Consider the following 21,407-nt stretch of genomic DNA (forward strand, 5'->3'; position numbering starts at 1 on the left):
TGAAGTGTAAAGTGTGAAGTATGAAATTAGCTTTTTCAGACTTCAGGCTTCAAGCTTCAGACTTTTTAAAACCTTTCGCCAATGCCGAAATTGATGCGGCTGTCACCGTCGTCATTAATGCCGTAGTCGATACGAATTGGCCCTAATGGCGATTGAACACGCACACCAAGACCATAACCATAGCCAGTCCCATTTTTGTTGAGGACTTCAGCAGCCCTAGTGCTGCTTCCTAAATCGCTACCAAAATCAAGGAAGACTGCACCACTGACGATGGAGAAGACAGGGAAGCGATACTCAACCGATGCTTGCACGTAAGTACGCCCACTGGCCAAGGTGCCTTCTTCGTAGCCCCGAACGGAGTTACTACCACCCAGCGTAAACGCTTCATAAGGGGGTAAGTCGCCCAGGATGGTTCCTCCTTGGAGGTTAAAGGCTAGAGTTTGCGGCCCTTTAGAAAAGTTAAGGAATTTGACGGGGATGTATTGGCTATAGCTCCCCCGTAATCTGGTTAGTAAAATATTACCTAGCCCTACTGGCACTGACTGATCAACCCCAAAGCGGAGGAAAGAACCGTTGGTGGGTTGTAGGGGATTGTTACGAAGATCGCGCTGTGTCCCCAGTTGTAATAACAATAAGTCGTCTTCACCTGTATCGGAGAAGCTTAAGGGAATCAATTCTCCCGGTACTCCATCTGTGAAAACTGTACCAAATCTTCTGAGATCGCCATCAAAATCGCGGCTAGAAACTCGTTGATATTGCAAACCAGCCGAAGCTGTCCATTCTGCTCTTTCGTAGGGATTAGCAGATAAAGGACGGGTAAAGGTTACACCACCACCTAAACGGAGAACACGGGGGCGATCGCCTTCTGTGTCTCCTTCTGTAAAAGTTTCTACGTTGTTATCTGTTCCTTCATAAATCAATGAAATGGAACTACGGCGGAAAATATTAGCTGTGTAGGAAGTACGATAGGGATCTCCGGCAATCCAAGGATCGGTATACCGCAAGTCAAACAGTAATTCCCGTGTTCCTAACTGGACTTCTGCACCTAATTTTTGATTTCTACCGTTGAGGTTTTGTTGTTGATAACTCACCGTACCAAATAATCCACTGGCAGAACTAATCCCAGCCCCAGCTGCGATCGAACCGCTACTACGTTCTGCTACGTTGACTACAACATCCACTTTGCTAGGGTCAGTACCAGGATCTAGGGAGACGTTCACATCTTCAAATAATCCCAATCCGAATACCCGTTGTAAGTCTTTTTGGACTATATTACGGTTGAATATTTGTCCTGGTTTTAATTCCAATTCACGCGTAATAATATACTCTTGTGTTCGTCCCCGAATTGGTCTGCCTTGGTCGTCAGTTTCCAGACCTTCTTTGTTACGGAATCGGACTTTGATATTTTCTACCACACCTTCTGCTATTTGTAAAGTCACAACTCCATTTTCGGAAACTTGTGGCGCACCAATCACGTTGGCTAACACATAACCTTGGTCTTGATAGCGTTTGGTTAAGGTCTTGATACCTTCTTGCAAGTCACGCAAGTTCAGAATTTTGCCATACTGATCCTTAAAAACTTCATCCGCAGTGCTAGTCGGGAGGACAGAAGCGACACCGGTTCCAGGATTAGCCTGGACTTCCACTTTTGTTAGGACGGGGTTGGGCTGCACAATAAAGCTTACCCGCACACCCAAAGGGGTATCTTCGGGTGTTGCTTGGACGTTAGAAAAGAAACCAGTACCAAAGATAGAATTAATATCTTCTTGCAACTGAGTGCGAGTAGTTGTCCGTCCTGGTTGAGTACGAATGACTTGGTAAACTTTCTCTTCTAGTTCTGGTGTTAATTGTCCTGTCTGGGGTATCACAACTACTTCTGATACCAACACTCTAGGTTCTGTTGTTTCGGAGGTGTCGTTAGGTTGAGTGTTACCAGGAGATGAGGGAAATGCGGGTTCTGTTGTCGGTGGGTTGGTATTCTCTGGTTGAGTGTTACCAGGAGATGCAGGAAATGCGGGTTCTGTTGTTGGTGGGTTGGTATTCTCTGGTTGAGTGTTACCAGGAGATGCGGGAAATGCGGGTTCTGTTGTCGGTGGGTTGGTATTCTCTGGTTGAGTGTTACCAGGAGATGCGGGAAATGCGGGTTCTGTTGTCGGTGGGTTGGTATTTTCTGGTTCAGGAGTGGTAGGAAATGGGGCTGGCGGTGGACTATCAGGATTTGGGATTGTCTCTGGAGTTTGGACAATTGTTGGTGTTGTTAAGGTGGGTATTATCACCTCTGATCTCAGTGCTGCGGCTGACTGCTTTGGAGAAATTGCCACAGATTGGGGTTGAATATCTTCGAGTACCTTCACCTCTGTGGCGTTGATCTCAGATTTTAAACCTTCACTGACCAAACCTTGGTCTACATCCTTTTTTTGTGGCTGACTTGTCGCGGACTCTAAAACTTCAGATGTCTGTTGTAAACCTTTAGTAGTCTGGGCATTCGCATTGAGAGAGCCGCTTAATGGCGCTGCAATTGCTACAACTGCTAATAATATAGGAGATAAACGCATTTTATTTATATTCCTCTTGACTTCCGCACACCATCACACACTAGTCAATAATCATTGGTCAATAGTCAATAGTTATGAATCATTAGTAAGTGTTTTTTGTCAATACAAATTACCAATGACAAAAGAAAATTCCACCAGCAAGTTTAATTTTTAGTTTCTACTGCTTGTAGCACTCGTTGTAAAACCTCCTGGTAAGCATCTTCTACATTTCCTAAGTCTCGGCGGAAGCGGTCTTTATCCATTACCCGGCGATTAGGATCGGCTTCTGCTGTATCCCACAAACGACAGGTGTCTGGGCTAATCTCATCTGCCAATAGTATCTGCTGTTGTGAGTCCAAACCAAATTCTAGTTTGAAGTCTACTAGTGTTATGCCACATTGCCGCCAAAAGCTAATCAGAAAATCGTTGACTTGCAATGCAAGATTCGTAATTGTGTCTACTTGTTCCGCTGTGGCGAGTTCCATCAAGAGTAGGCGATCGCGCGTCAACAGTGGGTCTCCTAATTGATCATTTTTGTAATAAAACTCAACCAAAGGCTGTTTTAAAACTGTACCTACTGGTAAACCTGTCTGCTGGCTTAGACTACCAGCCGCAATATTCCTGACAACTACTTCTAGTGGCACAATCTTGACTGCCTTCACCCGCATTTGATTTGGGGCTGGGCTGTCAATAAAGTGGGTTCTTATACCGTTTGCTTCCAATTTTTTAAATAACTGGCTAGAAATACTACAGTTAATTTTTCCCTTGCCGAGGATACTGCCACGCTTTTGGGCGTTAAAAGCGGTGGCATCATCTTTAAAGTCAGCCAACAAGACTTCTGGATTGTCTGTTGTATAGAGTATCTTTGCTTTGCCTTCGTATAGCTTGGAATGAACAGACATGGTAGGAGGTAGAGTTTTCAGCAATGGTCAGCTTGTGTCCTTTCGGGCTTCACCATTTTATCTTTAGTTAACAAAGATTAGTCAATTACTAGTGAGTGAGCGATGAAAAGCCTAAAAACTACTCATTAAAAATATTTAGGGGTTTTTACAGTCACTTTATTTGGCTCTTGTTGGGTATTTACCTGTAAATTATCTTACCAACTTCATTAATCAATATTATTGACTAGGAGACTTTTTTGTTCTTATGTTTTGTTTTAAATGATATTTTCCCTGGGTTTTTAGCTTGTAGAAATTACTGGTTTTTTTCTTGATGTGATGTCCTAATATTTACTCTCAGCTTTTATAATAAAGACGCGATCACGCCCCATTAATAATCAAGGACAATGTAAATTAGCAGTTGGCAGAAGGGTAGACTATTAGCACTTGCTACACAACTCCTATTTTAGGATAGATGCCGATGAAGCTCTTTTGTATTTATAAGTAGGATATGTGCATAGCTGATGACTAAACTTCAGATATTAAGACAATAACGGAGTTCAATAAGTGGAGCATCACATAGTGAATAAAGATGATTTTCTTTACCCTCATGGCCGCTATTACGGTCAAGTCAAGCCAGAAAACTTAGTATTTAATGCAAATCTCCAAGAATTTGCTCAGAAAGTTAGTTATGTTTGTAGCTTAGAAACAGGTGGAAAAATTCCCCCAGAAGATGCTTATGAACAAATTAAAGCTTTGTGGAAACAATTAAAACACAGTAAAAAACAACTGCAAATTGGCGAAGATCCTTTTAAAAATGAAGGTGGAGAAGCTGAGGAATAAGGGAAAACACTGGGAGAAATAAATAGTATAAAGCTAAAAATTAATTTTTACTGATTACTTGATATTTTCGCTACTCCCTTCCACGAACGATCTCCAGGATTCAAGTAAATAAACAATGTTTTTTATACACAAAACACAAAAAATTACGTTTTTATTTGCTAACAATTGCCCAAACACCATCCCAGGAATCTGGAGGTGGTGTTTGCTGGTAATTATGAGAGCGTTCTAGATGAACCTCAACAGCTTTGTCTTTGGGTCGAATATATTTAGCAGCAGTAAAACAAGCGATCGCTTGAGTAAAATTACGAGATAAATAAGCAACTCTACCAGCATGGTAGTAAAATAAAAACTCTTGGGTATCAGCATCAAGGGGAGTATGGCAATCGCCAATTAACTCATAGATATTTACAGCTTGGTGTTTACCCTTGACCCGAATTTTATCTAACTGACGCACCCAAATGCGATCGCAGCACAGCTGGTAGGTAAATTCGCTCAAAATAATATCACAACCATATTCTTTGGTGACAGTTTCCAAGCGAGCGCTCAAATTCACACTATCACCAATCACGGTGTAATCCATGCGTTTTTGGGAACCAATATTACCCGAAACAACTTCCCCAGAACTAATCCCAATCCCAATGCGAATTTGCGGTTGTTCCTCAATAATGCGCCGTTGGTTAAATTCTTCAAGGCGTTGGCGCATCTCCAAGGCTGACTGTATCGCTTGCCAAGCATGGTTTTCTGTCAGTGGTAAAGGCGCACCAAACACGGCCATCAAGGCATCACCAATGAACTTATCTAAAGTGCCTTCGTGATTAAAAACTGCCTCCACCATCGTTTCAAAATACTGGTTTAGTAGCGATACTACCGCCGCTGCTCCTAGATTTTCTGTCAAAGTGGTGTAGCCACGAATATCTGAAAATAAGATAGTCACATCCTTACGCTCACCCACCATTAAAGCATCCTCACCCACAGCCAAAACTTGTTCTGCCACATGGGGAGTAAGGTAACGATACATCGTAGTTTTCAGGCGTTTTTCTTGACTGATATCTTCCAAAACAACCAAACCACCTCTGACTCCACCTTCTGGGTTAGTTAGGGGATTGACAGTGAGATTAATACTGCGTTCTAATTGTTCTACCTGACTAGCAGGAATGAATTGGGATTGGGGAGTTAGAGGTAAATTCCAAGGAATAAAAATATCGGGGTTGGTGCGATCGCGCACTGCTAAAATTAAGTTTTGCGTATTACTAACTGAATCCAAATTCTCACTTATAAATTGTCCCTCTAAACTCAGTGCTGGACACCGCCCCAGCATCAAACTTTGCTCTGGTACATAATGTCTAGCTCCAGTTGTCAAACTGTCTTCTAACCGTATTTGTAAATTTTCAATTGGTACTACTTCCCAAACAAAGCGACCGATTAAATTTTGTTCCCATAGTAATTTATTATTTTTGTTATTAGATTCCACTAAGGGACAACCTAATAACTCTAGTGCTGCATCATTAATTGTGACAATTCGACCGTTCATATCTGTAGAAATTACAGCATCAGAAAGACTTTGCAAAATGTCTTTTTGATACTGTTTTTCTAGCAATACATTCTCAAACAATCGGGCATTTTCTAAAGCAATTCCTGCCTGAATATTAAAAGCCCGCATAAACTCTTCATCAGAAGCAGTAAAACTCCCTTTTTGCTTATTAATTAACTGGGTTACACCTATTAATTCATTAGCAGAATTAAACACTGGCAAACATAAAATATTTCGAGTTGCATACCCAGTTTTTCTATCTGTATTGGGGTCAAAACGGGGGTCTTTATAAGCATCAGGAATATTCAATGCTTCCCCTGTAGATGCCACATAGCCAGCAATGCCACGATTCGTCGGCATCCGAATTTCCATGAAGTCTGTCTGATCTGCTGCGGCTGCTACTTTTGTCCAGAGTTCGCCCATTTCTTTGCGATATAAAAACAGCGTACTGCGGTCTGCTTGCATTAAAATTCGAGCTTGCTCCATAACTATTTGCAAAGTTGCTTCTAAATCTAAACTTTGCCCTAGGGTTTGAGTCGCTCGTAACAGTGCTGTTGCTCCCCGTTGATTGCGAGCTGCTACATAAAAAGACTGACAAGTTTCTAAAATAATTCCAATAGAAGCGGCAAAATCCCGAAAACAGTCTTCATCTTCATGATTAAACGGAATGTTGCCATCTTTATTTACTAGCTGTACTACGGCTACAATTTGATTTTTGCTACTCAAAACGGGCATACATAAAATGTTGCGAATTCTGTAGCCCATTTGTTTTTCTAAATCAGGACTAAATAGGGGATGAGTAGCAGTTTCGGCAATATTCAAGTATTGGCCTGTACTAGCAACATGACCCGGAATGCCAACAGTAATCGGAGTCCTAATTTCTAAAAATTTTTGACTATTGTCTTGGGGAACTTTTGACCAAAGCTGACCTTTATCATAGTCAACTAAAAAAATAGCTGTGTGTTCGGCTTGAAGAATTTGGCCAATTTTGAGTGTGATTGCTTCTAGTACCTTCTCCAACATTGTCTCTAGAGCTTCATTATTGATCAGTTCAATTGCTCTGAGAAATTGTTGAAACTCAGCGGTAATAAAGTCAAGTAAACAAACAAATTCGTTAACAGAAAGGTCTTTGACACGACGCAGTAAGGCGTGGGTGCGATTAACTTGCGTAAGTTCGGTTAATGTAGCCAAGACGCTACCAGGATTGGGAAGAGTCATGGAAATTTTAGATTTTAGATTTTAGATTTTAGATTTCGCTTGTATCTATCATTAATCGCTGTTCCCGAAAATTGTGGAGCAAACCCGCCCCACAATTCAAAGCCCTAATTTAAACGACTGCTGTCGGTTGTTTCGCCGAGACTATTTTTTGATAGTAATCTTGTAGTTGACGTGTGGCAGCTGCCCATCCCCACTTTTCTGCTTCCTTGCGGGCGTTTTGACGGATAGTATCTCGTTCTTGTTGATTTTCCAAGAGACGAATTGTTGCAGAAATGGCATCTTGAATATCAGCTTTGGGGTTAAAAAGATATCCATTCACGCCATCTGTAACAATATCAGGAATTCCTCCAGAACGGGCTGCAACTACGGGACAACCAGCGGCCATTGCTTCTAATAGAACTAAGCCTAGTGTTTCTGTACGAGAAGGAAAAATAAAGGCATCAGCACTAGCAAAGGCAGAACCTAGCTCCCTTCCAATGAGATAGCCGACAAAATTAGTGTTTGTCCCAGCAAAATGTTTTTCTAGTGCTTGGCGATGGGGGCCATCTCCTACCAAAGCTAATCGTGCTTGGGGAATTGCTGCTAAAATTGGTTTAATTCGCTCAATTTCTTTTTCGGCAGATAGACGGCCAACATAAAGCAGCAAAGGACTTTCGGGATGATTTTGAGAAAGACGTGATCGCATTTCTAAACTGGCTAAATCAGGGTGAAATAATTCTGTATCTACTCCCCGTTGCCACAAATCGACTCTTTCAATGCCATGCGATGATAGTTCTTCTATCATGGCTGTAGAGGTACAAAGATTCAATAATGCTTGATTATGAGCGCCTTTGAGCAGTTCCCACAGTAGCCCTTCTAACATTCCTAAACCGTAATGCTGGAGATATTGGGGTAAATGAGTATGGTAAGAGGCTACTAAGGGAAGTTTCAAGACTTTGCTATAAAAAATTCCAGCTAATCCTAAAACTGCTGGATTCACAATATGAATCACATCGGGCTGGAACTCTTCTAAAGCATAACCAATTGCTGGGCGAGGCAGTGCCATTTTCAACTCTGGATACAGAGGTAAAGGAAAGCCATCAACGCCGTAAACTTTCGCTCCTTTATGTTCTGTGATACCACCCTCAGGGGCAATTACTAAGACTTGATTTCCATTGCGTTGTAGATGATCAACGGTGTGGCGTAGGCGTGTAACTATGCCATCTACCTTAGGCAAAAAGGTTTCGGTGAATAAGGCTATTCTCATAAAAAACTATTGGAAGCAGTTAATCCCAGATGTTTTAGATTTTGGTCTCAAAAACAGGGTAAACCTTCTTCTGTAGCACGATCAATTCTGGATGGTTACAATTTAGGTTTTATGAAGTTTTGATCAAATAATTTCTTAACTAATGGTTCGTGGAGACGTTGCAATACAACGCCTCCAATACACAAAAAATTAATTGTTGAACGTGTTTAGATTTCGGCATCAGGCTTCGATGGCTGTACAACTCGACAAAATTTTGCCGAATGTCTCACAGCGGAAACCTACACCCCTAATTCAATCTCTTTACCTCCTCTAAATCCTCACATTCTTTGAGAGCGAAAATTTTCTTGTGTTAATTTTGTCTTACTTCCGATGCCAAGAAACTTTGGGCAGAATTTGTTTTTTATCAACTCGTTGCTGATATTTGACGGCAAAGTTCAGCAGTGAATCAAGTAACGAATCTGAGAGGTAGTGAGGTTGTAATCCGAGGTCAAGCAGTTTAGTATTTTTGGCGTTGAAGTAATGTTCTTCTTTCTCAACTCTGGGGTTATCTAGGTTGTTGATTTCAACGTTTAATCCCAAGGAATTAGCTGCTTTTTTCACCATTAATGCCAAGTCACCAACGCTGAATAATTCAGTAAATTGGTTGAAGACACGGAATTCTCCTGGTTCAGCAGGATTGGCGATCGCTATTTCAACACAGCGCACGGTATCCCGAATATCCAGGAATCCACGCGTTTGTCCACCTTTGCCATAGACAGTTAAGGGGTGAGCGATCGCTGCTTGAATACAGAAGCGATTTAATGCTGTACCAAATATCCCATCGTAATCAAGGCGGTTAATTAAGAGTTCGTCCATTCCCGTTTCTTCGGTAAGAACGCCGTAAACTATCCCTTGGTTTAAGTCTGTAGCACGTAATCCCCAAATGCGGCAAGCAAAGTGGATGTTGTGGCTATCATGCACTTTACTGAGGTGATACATTGAACCGGGCTGCTTGGGATAAGGAAGAGTATCTTTACGCCCATTGTGTTCAATGGTGATATACCCTTCCTCAATATCGATGTTGGGTGTACCATATTCACCCATTGTCCCCAACTTGACTAAATGACAATTAGGGAAATCTTCGCGCATGGCGTACAGCAAGTTGAGTGTACCAACTACGTTGTTGACCTGTGTGAGAACTGCATGTTCACGGTCAATCATGGAGAATGGTGCAGAACGCTGTTCACCAAAATGCACGATCGCATTTGGTTCAAATTGATGTAAAGCTTTCTGAAGAAATTCGTAATTAGTAATATCGCCAACAAATAGGTCGATAGATTTGCCGGTCAAATCTTGCCAGCGCTGGATACGTTGTTGAATGGGAGCGATCGGAGTCAGAGTTGCGATACCAAGTTCGTTATCCCAGTGCCGACGCACCAAATTATCTAAAATTCCAACATCGTAACCTCGATTGGAGAGGTAAAGTGCGGTTGCCCAACCGCAATACCCATCGCCACCAATAACCAGGACTTTCATTTTCACCTGTTTTTACTCGCTGATAGCTAAATCTATCAGGTTTATGTACCCCCTTAACCATGAAAGTCAGTAAAAAGTAAAAAGGCAAAAGTAAAAATCTTTTGCCTTTTACCTTTTGATTTTATTGAGGAATGCGATACTGCTGGGCAATGTAATAAAACAGCGGGTAATAATTAGAAAAATCTTGGCTTGGGCTGTGTCCTTGCCAATAATATGTGATTTTACCTTGAGTTAAGGTCAGTTTCATGGAACCGATTTGCTGACCAACTTCTACTAATAAAACCCCAGATACGCCTTGATTCGTCTGAAAGTTAGAATTTATATTCTTTTTAGAATTATGCTTGTCATTTACTGTATCTGGTAACTGATTACTTGCCCATGCTCTAATTTCCACGGTTTGGCTGCGTGGTGAGACTAAGGCAATACCGTCGTTATTTTCTGGCGCTGCTAAAACAGTCCAATTACTGGGATAAGGAAATTCAAAGCCATAACGGGAATTTTTATAATTTTTCCATTGCGTACCAGAAACGTTGACGCTAGGCGCTACACACCCCCACAACATCAGAGATAAAGCGATCGCTCCAGTAGTAATTTGATATTTAGTACATTTTTTGTGTGTTAAATTACGAGTTTTCACGGTAACAGCAGACCTGATTACACTTTTTATTCAAGATGATTGATTGTATCAAAGTCTTTAAAATATGCACTCTATCAAGGATTTACAAATATTTTTCTGCTGCTCATATAAACATTGGTTCAATTAAGTTAAATGTTTTATAAAGAACTTGATGTACCAACTAGTGTTACCAAGTATATAAATAAATGTAACAAAACAGCCGTCAAAACGTTTTGACAGCTTGACAAGGGATGAAGGAGCCGATAACGTGATATACATACCCGGGTAAGACCGCCAAAGAGTTATATGCAAGCTAAGCAAAAGGTTACTTTTTATATATCGCCAGAACTACACAAAAGGCTGAAAATTCGTTCAGCAATTGATTCTGAACCAATGTCAGACCTAGCCGAACGTGCCCTGTGCTTTTACTTGGCGAACTCAGAATTAGTAGAAGAAATAGAAGCTTCTGCTTATGGTAGAACTCATAGACTATATTCCTGCCCAAGTTGTGAAAGTTCACTAGCATTGCGTGACGGAGAATTAGTTGCTTTAGGTAATCAACCTGGATTGATTGGTCAAGATCATCTTTCCATTGATGAAATGGAGCGAGTAGAAACCCATCCCAAGGGTGAGGAAGAGCTAGTCCCTTGCTAGATAAGAATTATGGATAAGTGATTCATAATTCAAGTACAAACAAAGTCTGTTCTTTACTGTATAAGGTCTCAAGTAGGTCGATTGTATGAAAGAAGAGCTCAACATCCTCATTCAAGCTCAATACCCTCTAATCTACCTTGTGACCTCCGAGGAAGAGCGGGCAGAGCAAGCAATTTCCACAATCGCTCAAGTGTTAAAGCCTCAGCGCCGAGTCTATGTGTGGACAGTAACTCATGGCATTGTGGAGTATGGTCAACCCCGGAATGTGAGCCAACACAACACTGTTTCTCCTGAAGCGGCTATAGATTGGATAATCCGCCAGAGGGAACCAGGTATATTTATTCTTAAAGATTTACATCCATTTATTGATGCACCTGCAACCACAAGATCGTTGCGTGATGCCATCCCTAGTTTTAAAGGGCAACAAAAAAATATTATTTTAATGTCGCCCATGCAGCAGGTTCCCATAGAACTGGAGAAGGAAGTAGTAGTTTTAGACTTCCAGTTGCCAGATATGGCGGAGTTGAATAAAGTCTTAACTCACCACTTAGAGCATCATCGTGGGCGACGGCTGACAACAGAGGCGCGTGAAAAGCTTCTCAGAGCAGCTTTAGGTTTAACTAAAGACGAATCTGAGAAAGTCTACCGTAAAGCGCAAGTTACCACGGGACGGCTAACAGAAGAAGAAGTTGATATAGTTCTGTCAGAGAAAAAGCAACTAATTCGGCGTAATGGTATATTAGAATACATCGAAGAAGATGAAACCATTGACGCTATAGGTGGTTTAGAAGAGCTAAAAAAATGGCTCAAGCAACGCTCTAATGCCTTTACAGAAAGAGCAAGAGAGTATGGTTTACCCCAACCAAAAGGAATGCTGATTTTAGGAGTCCCCGGTTGTGGTAAATCACTGATAGCTAAAACTACATCCCGACTTTGGGGTTTACCGCTGTTGCGCTTGGATATGGGACGCGTATACGATGGCTCAATGGTGGGACGAAGTGAAGCAAATCTGCGTAACGCCCTTAAAACAGCAGAATCCATCTCTCCAGCGATTCTGTTTATTGACGAGTTAGATAAATCTTTTGCTGGTAGTTCTGGTTCCGGTGATTCCGATGGCGGTACATCAAGCAGAATCTTTGGTTCTTTCCTCACATGGATGCAAGAAAAGAAATCTCCAGTGTTTGTGATGGCGACAGCCAACCGAGTCGAACGCTTACCTGGGGAATTCTTGAGGAAAGGTAGGTTTGATGAAATATTCTTTGTGGATCTGCCTACTCCTGAAGAACGGCGCGATATTTTCAATATCCACCTAAGCAAGCGCCGTCGTGATGACATCTCGCGGTTTGATTTGGAACAATTAGCCAAGATGTCCGATGGGTTTTCTGGGGCAGAAATTGAACAGGCGATCATAGCGGCAATGTATGAAGCATTTGCCCAAGACCGTGAGTTCACCCAACTAGATATTATTGCTGCACTGAAGGCAACATTGCCCCTGTCTCGCACGATGCAAGAACAGGTAACAGCCCTAAGAGACTGGGCTAGACAGCGGGCAAGACCAGCCGCAGCCTCCGTTGCTGAATACCAGCGAATGGAGTTTTAAAAGCTTTCCCTTGCTAACCCAGGGGGAAAGGCTAGTTAAAAAAACTAGCAGTTAAAAGAAAAAGCCGCCTCTCTATAAGCGCGGCTTGCTGAAGATAAACCGTTGTTTTTTTCTCAATCTTCTCATTGGAGGAAACCCAAATGTCTCACTTTAGCACTCTTCGCACCAAAATCACCGACGCAGAAATCCTGAAAGCTTCCTTGCGCGACTTAGGTATTACCGTAAAGACAGAAGCTGATGTCCGTGGTTATAACGGTCAGCGTGTTCGTTCTGACATCGTTGCTGTTTTGGAAGGCGAATATGATCTCGGCTGGTCTCGCAATAGCGATGGTTCTTTCGACCTGATCGCTGACTTGTGGGGCGTTGCTAAAAAGCACAACCAAACCGAGTTGATCAACTCCATCAACCAAAAATATGCAGTTAACAAGACTTTGGCTGAAGTAAAACAGCGCGGTCTGCAAAACGCTAACGTCAAGTTGGTATTGCAATAATAATTTCTCTGCGCGTTCCCAAAGCTGCACGGGCTAACCCTACTATAGCGGTTAGCCCGCTTTTTTCTGCGTTGCACTAGCTGGTTCACGGAGCAATTTTGCTCGTCGTAAGAGCGAGTCATTAGCGACATTACAGGTCTGACCGAGATGGGAATTATTCGAGCGATTAATTATTTTTTGTGTTTACACAATGATTAGTTTAAATGTATATATACGTATTGTGCTCTTGATGGTTCAAAAACTCAATACAGCATTGCGATCGCTCCCAGTTCAAAATCTATGTAATTTCCCTTAATAATTTAGTTCTTTAATTTAATTTTGAAGAAGACTTAAGTAAATTTATCAAACCTCATTCAAAAAATTACTTTATCTTTGAAAAAATGATTGATCCTGTAGGTAATCAAAGTTAATCTGATAATAGATCCATCCACTTCATTGGTCTTGATAACTTCCATGACCGCTCATAGTTTATATACGAATTTAGAAGAACAAGATATTGTCAAAACCCATCTACAAATTGGGCAAGAAAAAATATATAGCTTCTTCATGGAAGTTGCTAATCAAAAATCTCCAGAAGATGTCTTGCGAGAATTTAAACGATTATTTCTTGATTTTCTAGAATCAGGCAGTTTAAATACTGTACCAGTAATTCGGAGATTATTGCTGGCTAATAATGAACGGGAATTTAGCAATACCATCAAGCGTTGTTGCTACATTATAGTTAATAATTGGGCATCTAAAAGAAAATATGAATATATTCAACAATTAATTAATTTATTTGCTAATTATGATTCTCAGTCTCAAACAAGTAAAAACACCAGCCTGCATATTTATCAACGCTGGTTGGGTAATTTTGTTAAAAGTGAAGACTATAAAGAATTAAAATTATTTGCTCATAGACACGATAACAAAAGCAAAGTTCACTGGGCTAATCGCTATGCAGCTTATTTATTAGTTGCTCAATCTTTTGATGCTAATAACCCCAAAGAGCAACAAGAAGCTGCAAGTCAACTTTCTAAACAAATAAAGGACAACTTTAAATTTGATTTAGCAATGTATATTGCTCGTTCTCAGTCATCCGCTTCGAGTACTACACGCTACGTCAATCCTAGTATTTTGGGCGATGATGTTTTGCGTTTAATTAAAATGATTATTGTTAAGAAAGGTTTATTTAGTTACGAAAATCTAGCCAATATATTTATCAAACAAACTCATAATCAAACGTTTAAACAATTTAAAGAAAGTGTACGTAAATACTTATTTTTTTCTGTTAAAAACATAGATTTAGTCAAAATTTTAAATCAACAATTAACAGAAAACTTATCTAATTGGAAACCAGAGTATGATGAAGAAATTTTAGACAAAAACCTATTTTTAAGAAGTTGTAATCGTTTAATTGATTGTCTAACTACAGAAAATGGTCGAGAGCCTTCACAATTATTTCTGTTATTACTTTCGCAAGGTCATCCATTAACTTTGGTGATTATACTACTGAAAATTATTTTAATTTGTCAAAATTCTCGCTGTCATTTAGAAATCAGAATTGCGAATTTAATTCAGTATTACGAAAAATTATCGGAAGATGAATGCAAATGGGTTATTCATTTTCTAGAAATTTTTAATATTACTTTTGCCATCTACGCTGAAAACATTGAATATAACTTGATTAACGTTCAAAAAAATAGACAGAATTATGACGCAAAATCAAATTCAAATATTGATTCTTATCACGTTTTTTCGCAATCGAAAGATAACATTTATAAATTGTGAACTGTGGTAATACTTAAAAAAAATAAAAACGATGAATTATGAATTAATTATGGAAGAATTACCAATCGCGTTCAACTACAATTACTTCAGTATATTCAAATTCATTAGGACTTTGCTTAACTAAATGGTATTTTTCTTCGCCTAAATCAATATAATCTTGTTCACAATCTGGCTTAGAGGAGTAATAGGTAAGCACATATTCTCTACCAATTCTATTCGCCATTTCTTGTGCTACTTCACCACGCCATTGAGTTTTAGTTACTAAAATTATTAACTGATTTGCTAACTCAGGAAGTGTTTGGGCAATGCGGCGACGATAAGTTTCATCCAAGCTACCAAATGGAGAATCCATAACAATTGGAAAAGTGTTACTATTTGGTACAGTTAAAACTTTGCGCTTTTCACTCCATTCGCGTACTTTATCAATAATACTGGCAATAAAAGACAAACTAAGGATTTGATTTTCACCAGTAGATGCTGCAACCAGTGATTCTACACACGCTGTATTTTCTACTAATGTGAGTTCATATTTATCGCTAATTTTTGGGAGATATGGCGCAAAAGATATTGCTGTAAATATTTCTTGCAATCGCTTTTCCAATTGCCAACGAAACTGTTTTTCTTGACGGTTTTTGACTTCGGTTAAACGTTCAATAGCATCTTGGGTAGCGTTAATGCGTCTTTGTGCTAGTAATTGCTTTTCTTCATTAAGTTTCTGCTTGGCTATTTGTTTTGCTAAAGCATCAATCTCGATTTTCAGGTGCGAAATGCGTTGTTGATTTGCGCCTTGCTCTCTGTTTAATTCATCAATTTTACTTTCAATCTCATCTAGGCGTTTCTGTAAACTGCTAATTTCTTCGTTAGCATCTTTACGCAAACGTTCTTGAATACTATCTAATTCAGTTTCAATTTGGGATATATTCTGGCGTAACTGACTAATTCTTAATTGTTCTCCGTCTACTTCTTCCCAAAATGTTATGGCTTGCTTTTCAATTTCATTGACTTGGACACTCATCCGAATTGCGGTTTCTTCTACCAGTGAAGAACCAGCTTTATCTAACCAGATACTTACATTTGCATGGGTATGACTACCATCGTGTAAGTCTGCACCACAAATACAGCGTTTACTTTTGAGTAATTCGTTAATAAATTCTCGTGAAATTCCCGATGTTAATTCACCTCGTTCTTTCAAATCATGAATAATTTTCCGAAATTGAGTTGTAGTATCCAATAATAAAATTGTATATCCGCGTGCAGAAATGATTTTTTTTAGCGCTTCTCTAGCTTGTCGTAAATTTTCTTGATTAGATGTTTTTTGGTTTTCTAATTCTTGTCTTCTGTCTTGCATTTCTTTGGCAGCGCTAAGTTCAAGTAAACGATTACTTGTTTCTTTTTTAAAGCTTTGTTGATATTCTAATTCTTGTTTAATTTCTGTTTGTCTTGAATTGATATGTTCAATTTCTTGTTCTAGCTTGGCTTGTTCTCTTAAAAGTTGTTTAATTTCCGAGTCCCCAATGGCTTTTAATTCATTTTCTAAACTTTTTTTGGCTTCACCCAGGTGTTTAATAGAACGATTAATTACTTCTACACCCAAGAAAATCTTGATAGCTTCGGCAATTTCAGCTTTTTTGTCTGAGCGGACTATTTCTTCAATTCTTTCACCATCAAAGAAAAAGTATTGGTGTAAACTTGCTGGTAAAATTTGCCCAATAATTTCTTCTGGTTTCTGAAGGGGAAAATACCATCTACCATCATCCCCAGCAACTTGCATTAATAATTCTGTTTTGAGTAAGTCGAAGTCGGTTTTATCTTTATAAATCCGACACTGGCGTTTGGCATTGTAGCGTTTACCTTCATGCTCCCAGTTAACTTCTACCCAACATTCTATCGATTGCCCAGTTTTGGCTTCAGCGATCGCCCTTTTATTCACCAACTGCTCTGTTGAGGCAAAGGCAGCACTAAACTTCTCATATAATACCCATGTAAAAGCATTAAGTAAACTAGTTTTTCCAGATCCATTATTACCATGAATAATCGTGGTGTTGAGAATATCACCACCCGCTACAACTATCTCTGGTGTTCTGCCATAAAAAGAGCGAAAGTTACACAGTTTAATTGAGGCGAGCTTCATTGTATGGCTTCCTTGACAATTAGCAAAATATCATCGTTGATGGGGCTATTACTTTTCTTATCTAGCCTGCTTTTTTCTAAATGCCATACGCGCTCAATAATTTGCCGCACTTCCGCTGGGGCGCTAGTAATTGGCTCTTGCACATCATCGATATTTTGCTCTGGCAACATCTCGGTTTAGAATGAGTTATGCTTTATTCTAGCTGTCTCGATCGCCAATTTTACATCCGCAATGTCACTATTATTCTTATCTTTAATTTTGGTGAATTATGTGGTATAAATTTTATTTTTTTGACAAAAAGCACTTTAATTATTCAGGTTTTACCGATATACTATAGAAATATTTTCTAACTTAAATATAATTGAGCATTTGCCGCCATAAAAATTTTACTAATATCGAATTTTAACTAATACTATTTTTTCATATTGAGTGCAACTATTTTTAGATAGCAAACAAAATTTTACAAAATTAAACATCTAATAATCCATATCGCTTTTGTAAATCTAGTAATTTCATCCTCGCTTCACCAGCATTGTCAGCTAAATCGGCAAATTCAACGAAACGCCGCAGTTCTTTTCTTAATAGGTTGCGTTCAACTTCTATTGTTTCTCTATCTAAATCTGGCGGTAGGACGATCATATCGTAGATAATCGCCCTTTCCTTGCTAGGATGAGGACGCAGAACTCGTCCCCGTCGCTGAATAAATTGGCGAGGATTACCAGAACTCGATAAAATCACTGCTGTTTGAATTGCGGGAATATCAACTCCTTCGTCTAAACAGCGAATTGCTACCAAACCTTGTAATTCACCATTTTCAAATTGCTGACGTAAAACTTCTCTTTCTTGTAAAGGAGTTTGGGCTGTGTAGGTACTGACTTTATAGCCTAATTCCCCTCCCAGAATTTTGACAACGGCTTTGAGTTGACGCAGAGATGAACGTTCTCCTGTTTCTAGGGAACCATCGCTGCAATAGAAAAGTGTGTGAGTGGTTTCGCGGCGAGTTGTCATTAAGTCGCGCAAAGCATAAAGTTTATTTTTTGCTGCACCAATTAATCTAGTTCGTTGCATTAATAACGACTTTAAATCTTCGCTGTCTTCTAATGTAGAAACGTTAGATTTAATGTCTCTACAACGTTCTCGATAAAGTAGAGAGCGCCCGATTTTTTTGGTTAATTTTAAATAGGCAATGCTTTCTGTTTCTGTTAATTCTACAAGAATAGGATAATACAAATAATGAACCAAAGCCCCTTGAGCGATCGCATCCCTTAAGGTAAACTCCGGTTGCAGCACTGGGCCAAAATAATCAAATAAAGATTGCGTACCAAAATCATCAAAATATCGTTCAGGTGTCGCTGATAACGCCAGCCTCAAACCAACACGCCGAGGTAAGCTTTCTTCTAATTTTGGTGCGCCTAAATTATGGGCTTCATCACCAATAATTAAAGTTTTTGGAGGCAAATACTTGAGTTGCGATTGCAAACCCTCACCAATTAATGTGGAGTTGGTAGTAATGACTGTGACAAAGCCTTGAGAACCAGAACGCAGATTATAAAGTTGGGTAGAAAGTTGACTTTGCCAATTGTGGACATTCTCAAAGGCTAATATTGGTTGTAAATTAAATTTTTCGCATTCTCGCGCCCATTGGGTAACAAGATGACGATAGGGACACACCACCAACAGCACTTGTAGGTTAATTTGCTGGTACAATTCACAAGCGATCGCCAATGCAGTAATAGTTTTACCACTACCAGTCGCCATTTTCAACGTTCCTCTGCCGTTATTAGCAAACCAGTTAGTTACAGCTTGTCGCTGATACTGGCGCAATTGCAGAGATGGCGGTATTTTGGGGCATCCTGGTAATGGTTGCTGAGTCTGGTAACTTCCTCTACTCTCCCTGACAAAGGGTAATCTTAGCCGGAAAGAGGGCTGTTGCTGCACTAGATTTTTCGTCAGATACATAAAATATCAAAAACAAACCTTAAAGAAAGTGTGAAGTCTGAAGTTTAAAGTCTGAAATTTAAATTTCTTCTTCTATGGCAATCCTATTTGAGTTAGGAACATTATCAAACCGCCAAGTGCGCCAAGAGAGGAAAGAAAAAAGTTTCATACTTCATACTTCATACTTCATACTTCAGTTGTAGCCACGCCAAACGCCAACGAGAGAACCTTGCACTTGTACTTGCATGGCTGAAACTTCAATGGGGTTATACTTTTGGTTAGCGGGTTGGAGAGTGACGCGATCGCCACTGCGATAAAAACGCTTTAATGTACTACCATACCCATCAACTCTAGCAGCAACAATCGTGCCATTTTTCAGTTGATCTGGTTCTGGTACTGGCAATAAAAATACTACATCCCCATCGGCAATTAAATCTTCAATCATACTGTCCCCTGTCACCCGCAAAGCATAGGTTTGTGGCGGTAGGGAGAAGTTAGAAAAGTCTAGATAATCTACAGCTTCAGTGTAAGGTTCAATTAAACCACCCGCAGCGATATTACCTAAAATTGGTACACCTTGCTTTGCTGGATGTAAAATCCGAATTGTGCGGGCTTTACCCTCAGTCCATTCAATGTAGCCTTTATTTCGTAAATGTTCTAAGCGACTTTGAATCGGTGCTGGCGACTTCAGATTCATTCCTTGCATCATTTGGCGAATCGAAGGAGAATGCTGGTGCATTCGGATATATTCTGCCAGCCATTCATATAATTCTTGTTGAGCTTCTGTTAGACGTTCCATAATAATTATTGGAAGTAAATACAAATGTCCCTAGAACATTAGTACTACAAAAAACCACATATAACAAGATGAAATTAAAAAAATAAAAGGCAAAAGAAGCAAAAATTTTTGCTTCTTTTGCCTTTTATCTTTTCAGATGTTACTGTTCACTCAGCCCCCAAAATACCAGCCAGCAAGGCTTTTTGTGCGTGCAGACGATTTTCGGCCTGATCCCAAACTCGTGATTGTGAACCTTCAATTACTTCTTCAGTAATTTCTTCACCTCGATGGGCTGGTAAGCAATGTAAAACAATTGCATCTTGATTAGCCAAGCTCAACATTTGTTCAGAAATTTGATAAGGTTGGAAGATTGGCATTCGGTTGTCGGCTTCTTGTTCTTGTCCCATGCTTGCCCAAACATCAGTGTAAAGTACAGATGCTTCCTTTGCGGCTAATTCTGGGTCATGAGTCAGAAGAACTTCTGTTTTACCACCCGCGATCGCTCGCGCTTGTTCTACAATTTTGGCATCTGGTTCATATCCTGGGGGAGTAGCAACTCTGACATTCATCCCCGCCAAAGCACAACCCAACATCAAAGAATTAGCCACATTATTCCCATCACCCACATAAGTCAAAGTTAAGTCAGCCAATCTACCAAAACATTCTTGAATAGTCAATAAATCAGCCAATATTTGACAGGGATGTTCGGCATCAGTCAGGGCATTAATTACCGGAATTGTGGCATGGTTAGCGAAAACTTCTAAATCCTGCTGTGCAAAAGTCCGAATTGCCAAAATATCTAAATATCTATCTAACACCCGTGCTGTATCTTGTATGGGTTCGCCGCGGCTCACTTGAGTAACATTCGGGTTAAGATCAATTACCTGTCCACCCAGTTGGTACATCGCTACTGTAAAACTAACGCGCGTGCGAGTTGAAGCTTTAGAAAACAACAAACCCAACACCTTATTACACCGCAATTTTAGCTGTTGAGATTTAAGTTGGATTGCCAATTGCAGAAGTTCTTGAAGTTCTGTTGGACTAAAGTCCGCCAGGCTTAATAAATCTCGTCCGATTAACACTGCCATGTTTTTGTGTTGTAAAGAACAATCATCTATTTCTGTTTCTTTACCTAGCCGTGCCAAAAAAAATACAGTTTAAAACTGTATTCAGTCTTTTTGCATCCAGCCTAGGATTTTAAGTTAGCTTTTGCTATGAATATTAATTTATCAACTTTATCGATAATTCAAATCAAGGATTTTTTGTTGTCCTCTAGACAAATATTTTGCTTATGCTATAATAGTTAATCGGTGAGGTTGTGATAGCCAAAAATCCAATTGCCAGCATAGCACAGTGGTAGTGCATCCGACTTGTAATCGGAAGGTCGCAGGTTCAAATCCAGCTGCTGGCTTTAATGTACATTCGCAAATTATGTGTCGTTTTTGACTCCTGGGGGTATAATTCTATTCTTTCTAGGGGAATTGTCATTATTATACTTAGTTTACATTTTTCTGTTTATTTTCCCATAAAATTTATTTTAAAGATAGGTCTATTGAGTATTTAAATATTTTCGAGTCCTTATTTTTATGTGTAATTTTTACAAAATATTAATTACAATTTAGGGTAAACTGACTGCCATAACCAATTTCTGATTAGAATTTAGA

16 protein-coding genes and 1 tRNA gene are annotated in these 21,407 nt (G+C 39.7%); 6 read left to right on the forward strand and 11 right to left on the reverse strand.

What is annotated here, in order from left to right:
* Window positions 1-65: 65 nt before the first annotated feature.
* Both IQ259_RS01575 and purC read right to left on the reverse strand, forming a co-directional pair.
* A complete protein-coding gene (locus IQ259_RS01575; protein WP_193879822.1) occupies window positions 66-2,555 on the reverse strand; it encodes a BamA/TamA family outer membrane protein in 2,490 nt (829 codons plus the stop codon).
* A 143-nt stretch (window positions 2,556-2,698) separates the two neighbouring features.
* Window positions 2,699-3,436, reverse strand: a complete 738-nt coding sequence (gene purC, locus IQ259_RS01580) for a phosphoribosylaminoimidazolesuccinocarboxamide synthase (protein ID WP_193879825.1) — start codon at window positions 3,434-3,436, stop codon at window positions 2,699-2,701.
* Window positions 3,437-3,991: 555 nt separating this feature from the next.
* Between purC and IQ259_RS01585 the strand changes: the two genes are divergently transcribed.
* Window positions 3,992-4,255: a hypothetical protein gene (locus IQ259_RS01585; RefSeq protein WP_193880103.1), complete on the forward strand. Its 264-nt coding sequence runs from the start codon at window positions 3,992-3,994 to the stop codon at window positions 4,253-4,255.
* A 151-nt stretch (window positions 4,256-4,406) separates the two neighbouring features.
* Here IQ259_RS01585 and IQ259_RS01590 read toward each other — a convergent pair whose 3' ends face one another.
* From IQ259_RS01590 to IQ259_RS01605, 4 genes are all read right to left on the reverse strand, one after another.
* On the reverse strand, window positions 4,407-7,004 hold the full coding sequence (locus IQ259_RS01590) for a GAF domain-containing protein (protein WP_193879828.1): 2,598 nt from the start codon (window positions 7,002-7,004) through the stop codon (window positions 4,407-4,409).
* A gap of 109 nt (window positions 7,005-7,113) precedes the next feature.
* A complete protein-coding gene (locus IQ259_RS01595; protein WP_193879833.1) occupies window positions 7,114-8,250 on the reverse strand; it encodes a glycosyltransferase family 1 protein in 1,137 nt (378 codons plus the stop codon).
* Between the two features lie 360 nt (window positions 8,251-8,610).
* Entirely contained in the window at window positions 8,611-9,765 is a 1,155-nt protein-coding gene (locus IQ259_RS01600) for an NAD-dependent epimerase/dehydratase family protein (protein ID WP_193879838.1), read from the reverse strand.
* A 121-nt stretch (window positions 9,766-9,886) separates the two neighbouring features.
* Window positions 9,887-10,402: a hypothetical protein gene (locus IQ259_RS01605; protein ID WP_339383884.1), complete on the reverse strand. Its 516-nt coding sequence runs from the start codon at window positions 10,400-10,402 to the stop codon at window positions 9,887-9,889.
* A gap of 285 nt (window positions 10,403-10,687) precedes the next feature.
* Between IQ259_RS01605 and IQ259_RS01610 the strand changes: the two genes are divergently transcribed.
* From IQ259_RS01610 to IQ259_RS01625, 4 genes are all read left to right on the forward strand, one after another.
* Window positions 10,688-11,035, forward strand: coding sequence for a hypothetical protein (locus IQ259_RS01610; protein ID WP_193879843.1), 348 nt, complete (start codon window positions 10,688-10,690; stop codon window positions 11,033-11,035).
* Window positions 11,036-11,120: 85 nt separating this feature from the next.
* Window positions 11,121-12,635 carry an AAA family ATPase gene (locus IQ259_RS01615; protein ID WP_193879846.1) on the forward strand — a complete coding sequence of 505 codons (1,515 nt, stop codon included), beginning with the start codon at window positions 11,121-11,123 and terminating at the stop codon, window positions 12,633-12,635.
* Window positions 12,636-12,775: 140 nt separating this feature from the next.
* Complete coding sequence (locus IQ259_RS01620) at window positions 12,776-13,126, forward strand: DUF1257 domain-containing protein (RefSeq protein WP_015113818.1); 351 nt, start codon at window positions 12,776-12,778, stop codon at window positions 13,124-13,126.
* 453 nt (window positions 13,127-13,579) lie between these two features.
* Entirely contained in the window at window positions 13,580-14,896 is a 1,317-nt protein-coding gene (locus IQ259_RS01625) for a hypothetical protein (protein ID WP_193879849.1), read from the forward strand.
* A 58-nt stretch (window positions 14,897-14,954) separates the two neighbouring features.
* Here the strand turns inward: IQ259_RS01625 and IQ259_RS01630 are convergent, their stop codons facing one another.
* The 5 genes from IQ259_RS01630 to argF all read right to left on the reverse strand — a co-directional run bounded on the left by IQ259_RS01630 (window position 14,955) and on the right by argF (window position 20,831).
* On the reverse strand, window positions 14,955-17,027 hold the full coding sequence (locus IQ259_RS01630; protein WP_193879854.1) for an AAA family ATPase: 2,073 nt from the start codon (window positions 17,025-17,027) through the stop codon (window positions 14,955-14,957).
* Complete coding sequence (locus tag IQ259_RS01635) at window positions 17,024-17,197, reverse strand: hypothetical protein (RefSeq protein WP_193879858.1); 174 nt, start codon at window positions 17,195-17,197, stop codon at window positions 17,024-17,026. Before IQ259_RS01635 ends, IQ259_RS01630 begins: the two co-directional genes overlap by 4 nt.
* A gap of 298 nt (window positions 17,198-17,495) precedes the next feature.
* The gene (locus tag IQ259_RS01640; RefSeq protein ID WP_193879862.1) at window positions 17,496-18,986 is read right to left on the reverse strand and encodes a DNA phosphorothioation system restriction enzyme; all 1,491 of its coding nucleotides are present in this window, start codon (window positions 18,984-18,986) and stop codon (window positions 17,496-17,498) included.
* 172 nt (window positions 18,987-19,158) lie between these two features.
* Window positions 19,159-19,764, reverse strand: a complete 606-nt coding sequence (gene lexA, locus IQ259_RS01645; protein ID WP_193879882.1) for a transcriptional repressor LexA — start codon at window positions 19,762-19,764, stop codon at window positions 19,159-19,161.
* Window positions 19,765-19,910: 146 nt separating this feature from the next.
* Window positions 19,911-20,831, reverse strand: a complete 921-nt coding sequence (gene argF / locus IQ259_RS01650; RefSeq protein ID WP_193880109.1) for an ornithine carbamoyltransferase — start codon at window positions 20,829-20,831, stop codon at window positions 19,911-19,913.
* 251 nt (window positions 20,832-21,082) lie between these two features.
* On the opposite strand from argF, the gene IQ259_RS01655 reads away from it, so the two are divergent.
* A tRNA-Thr gene (locus IQ259_RS01655) sits at window positions 21,083-21,154 on the forward strand.
* Window positions 21,155-21,407: the final 253 nt, after the last annotated feature.

Source organism: Fortiea sp. LEGE XX443 (assembly GCF_015206815.1).
In the GTDB taxonomy this organism is placed as follows: Bacteria; Cyanobacteriota; Cyanobacteriia; order Cyanobacteriales; family Nostocaceae; genus Nostoc_B.

What these genes read in the sequence shown, in the direction of transcription:
- IQ259_RS01575 (WP_193879822.1), bottom strand. Translation starts at nt 2,555, where the DNA reads ATGCGTTTATCTCCTATATTATTAGCAGTTGTAGCAATTGCAGCGCCA.
- purC (WP_193879825.1), bottom strand. Translation starts at nt 3,436, where the DNA reads ATGTCTGTTCATTCCAAGCTATACGAAGGCAAAGCAAAGATACTCTAT.
- IQ259_RS01590 (WP_193879828.1), bottom strand. Translation starts at nt 7,004, where the DNA reads ATGACTCTTCCCAATCCTGGTAGCGTCTTGGCTACATTAACCGAACTT.
- IQ259_RS01595 (WP_193879833.1), bottom strand. Translation starts at nt 8,250, where the DNA reads ATGAGAATAGCCTTATTCACCGAAACCTTTTTGCCTAAGGTAGATGGC.
- IQ259_RS01600 (WP_193879838.1), bottom strand. Translation starts at nt 9,765, where the DNA reads ATGAAAGTCCTGGTTATTGGTGGCGATGGGTATTGCGGTTGGGCAACC.
- IQ259_RS01610 (WP_193879843.1), top strand. Translation starts at nt 10,688, where the DNA reads ATGCAAGCTAAGCAAAAGGTTACTTTTTATATATCGCCAGAACTACAC.
- IQ259_RS01615 (WP_193879846.1), top strand. Translation starts at nt 11,121, where the DNA reads ATGAAAGAAGAGCTCAACATCCTCATTCAAGCTCAATACCCTCTAATC.
- IQ259_RS01620 (WP_015113818.1), top strand. Translation starts at nt 12,776, where the DNA reads ATGTCTCACTTTAGCACTCTTCGCACCAAAATCACCGACGCAGAAATC.
- IQ259_RS01625 (WP_193879849.1), top strand. Translation starts at nt 13,580, where the DNA reads ATGACCGCTCATAGTTTATATACGAATTTAGAAGAACAAGATATTGTC.
- IQ259_RS01630 (WP_193879854.1), bottom strand. Translation starts at nt 17,027, where the DNA reads ATGAAGCTCGCCTCAATTAAACTGTGTAACTTTCGCTCTTTTTATGGC.
- IQ259_RS01635 (WP_193879858.1), bottom strand. Translation starts at nt 17,197, where the DNA reads ATGTTGCCAGAGCAAAATATCGATGATGTGCAAGAGCCAATTACTAGC.
- IQ259_RS01640 (WP_193879862.1), bottom strand. Translation starts at nt 18,986, where the DNA reads ATGTATCTGACGAAAAATCTAGTGCAGCAACAGCCCTCTTTCCGGCTA.
- lexA (WP_193879882.1), bottom strand. Translation starts at nt 19,764, where the DNA reads ATGGAACGTCTAACAGAAGCTCAACAAGAATTATATGAATGGCTGGCA.
- argF (WP_193880109.1), bottom strand. Translation starts at nt 20,831, where the DNA reads ATGGCAGTGTTAATCGGACGAGATTTATTAAGCCTGGCGGACTTTAGT.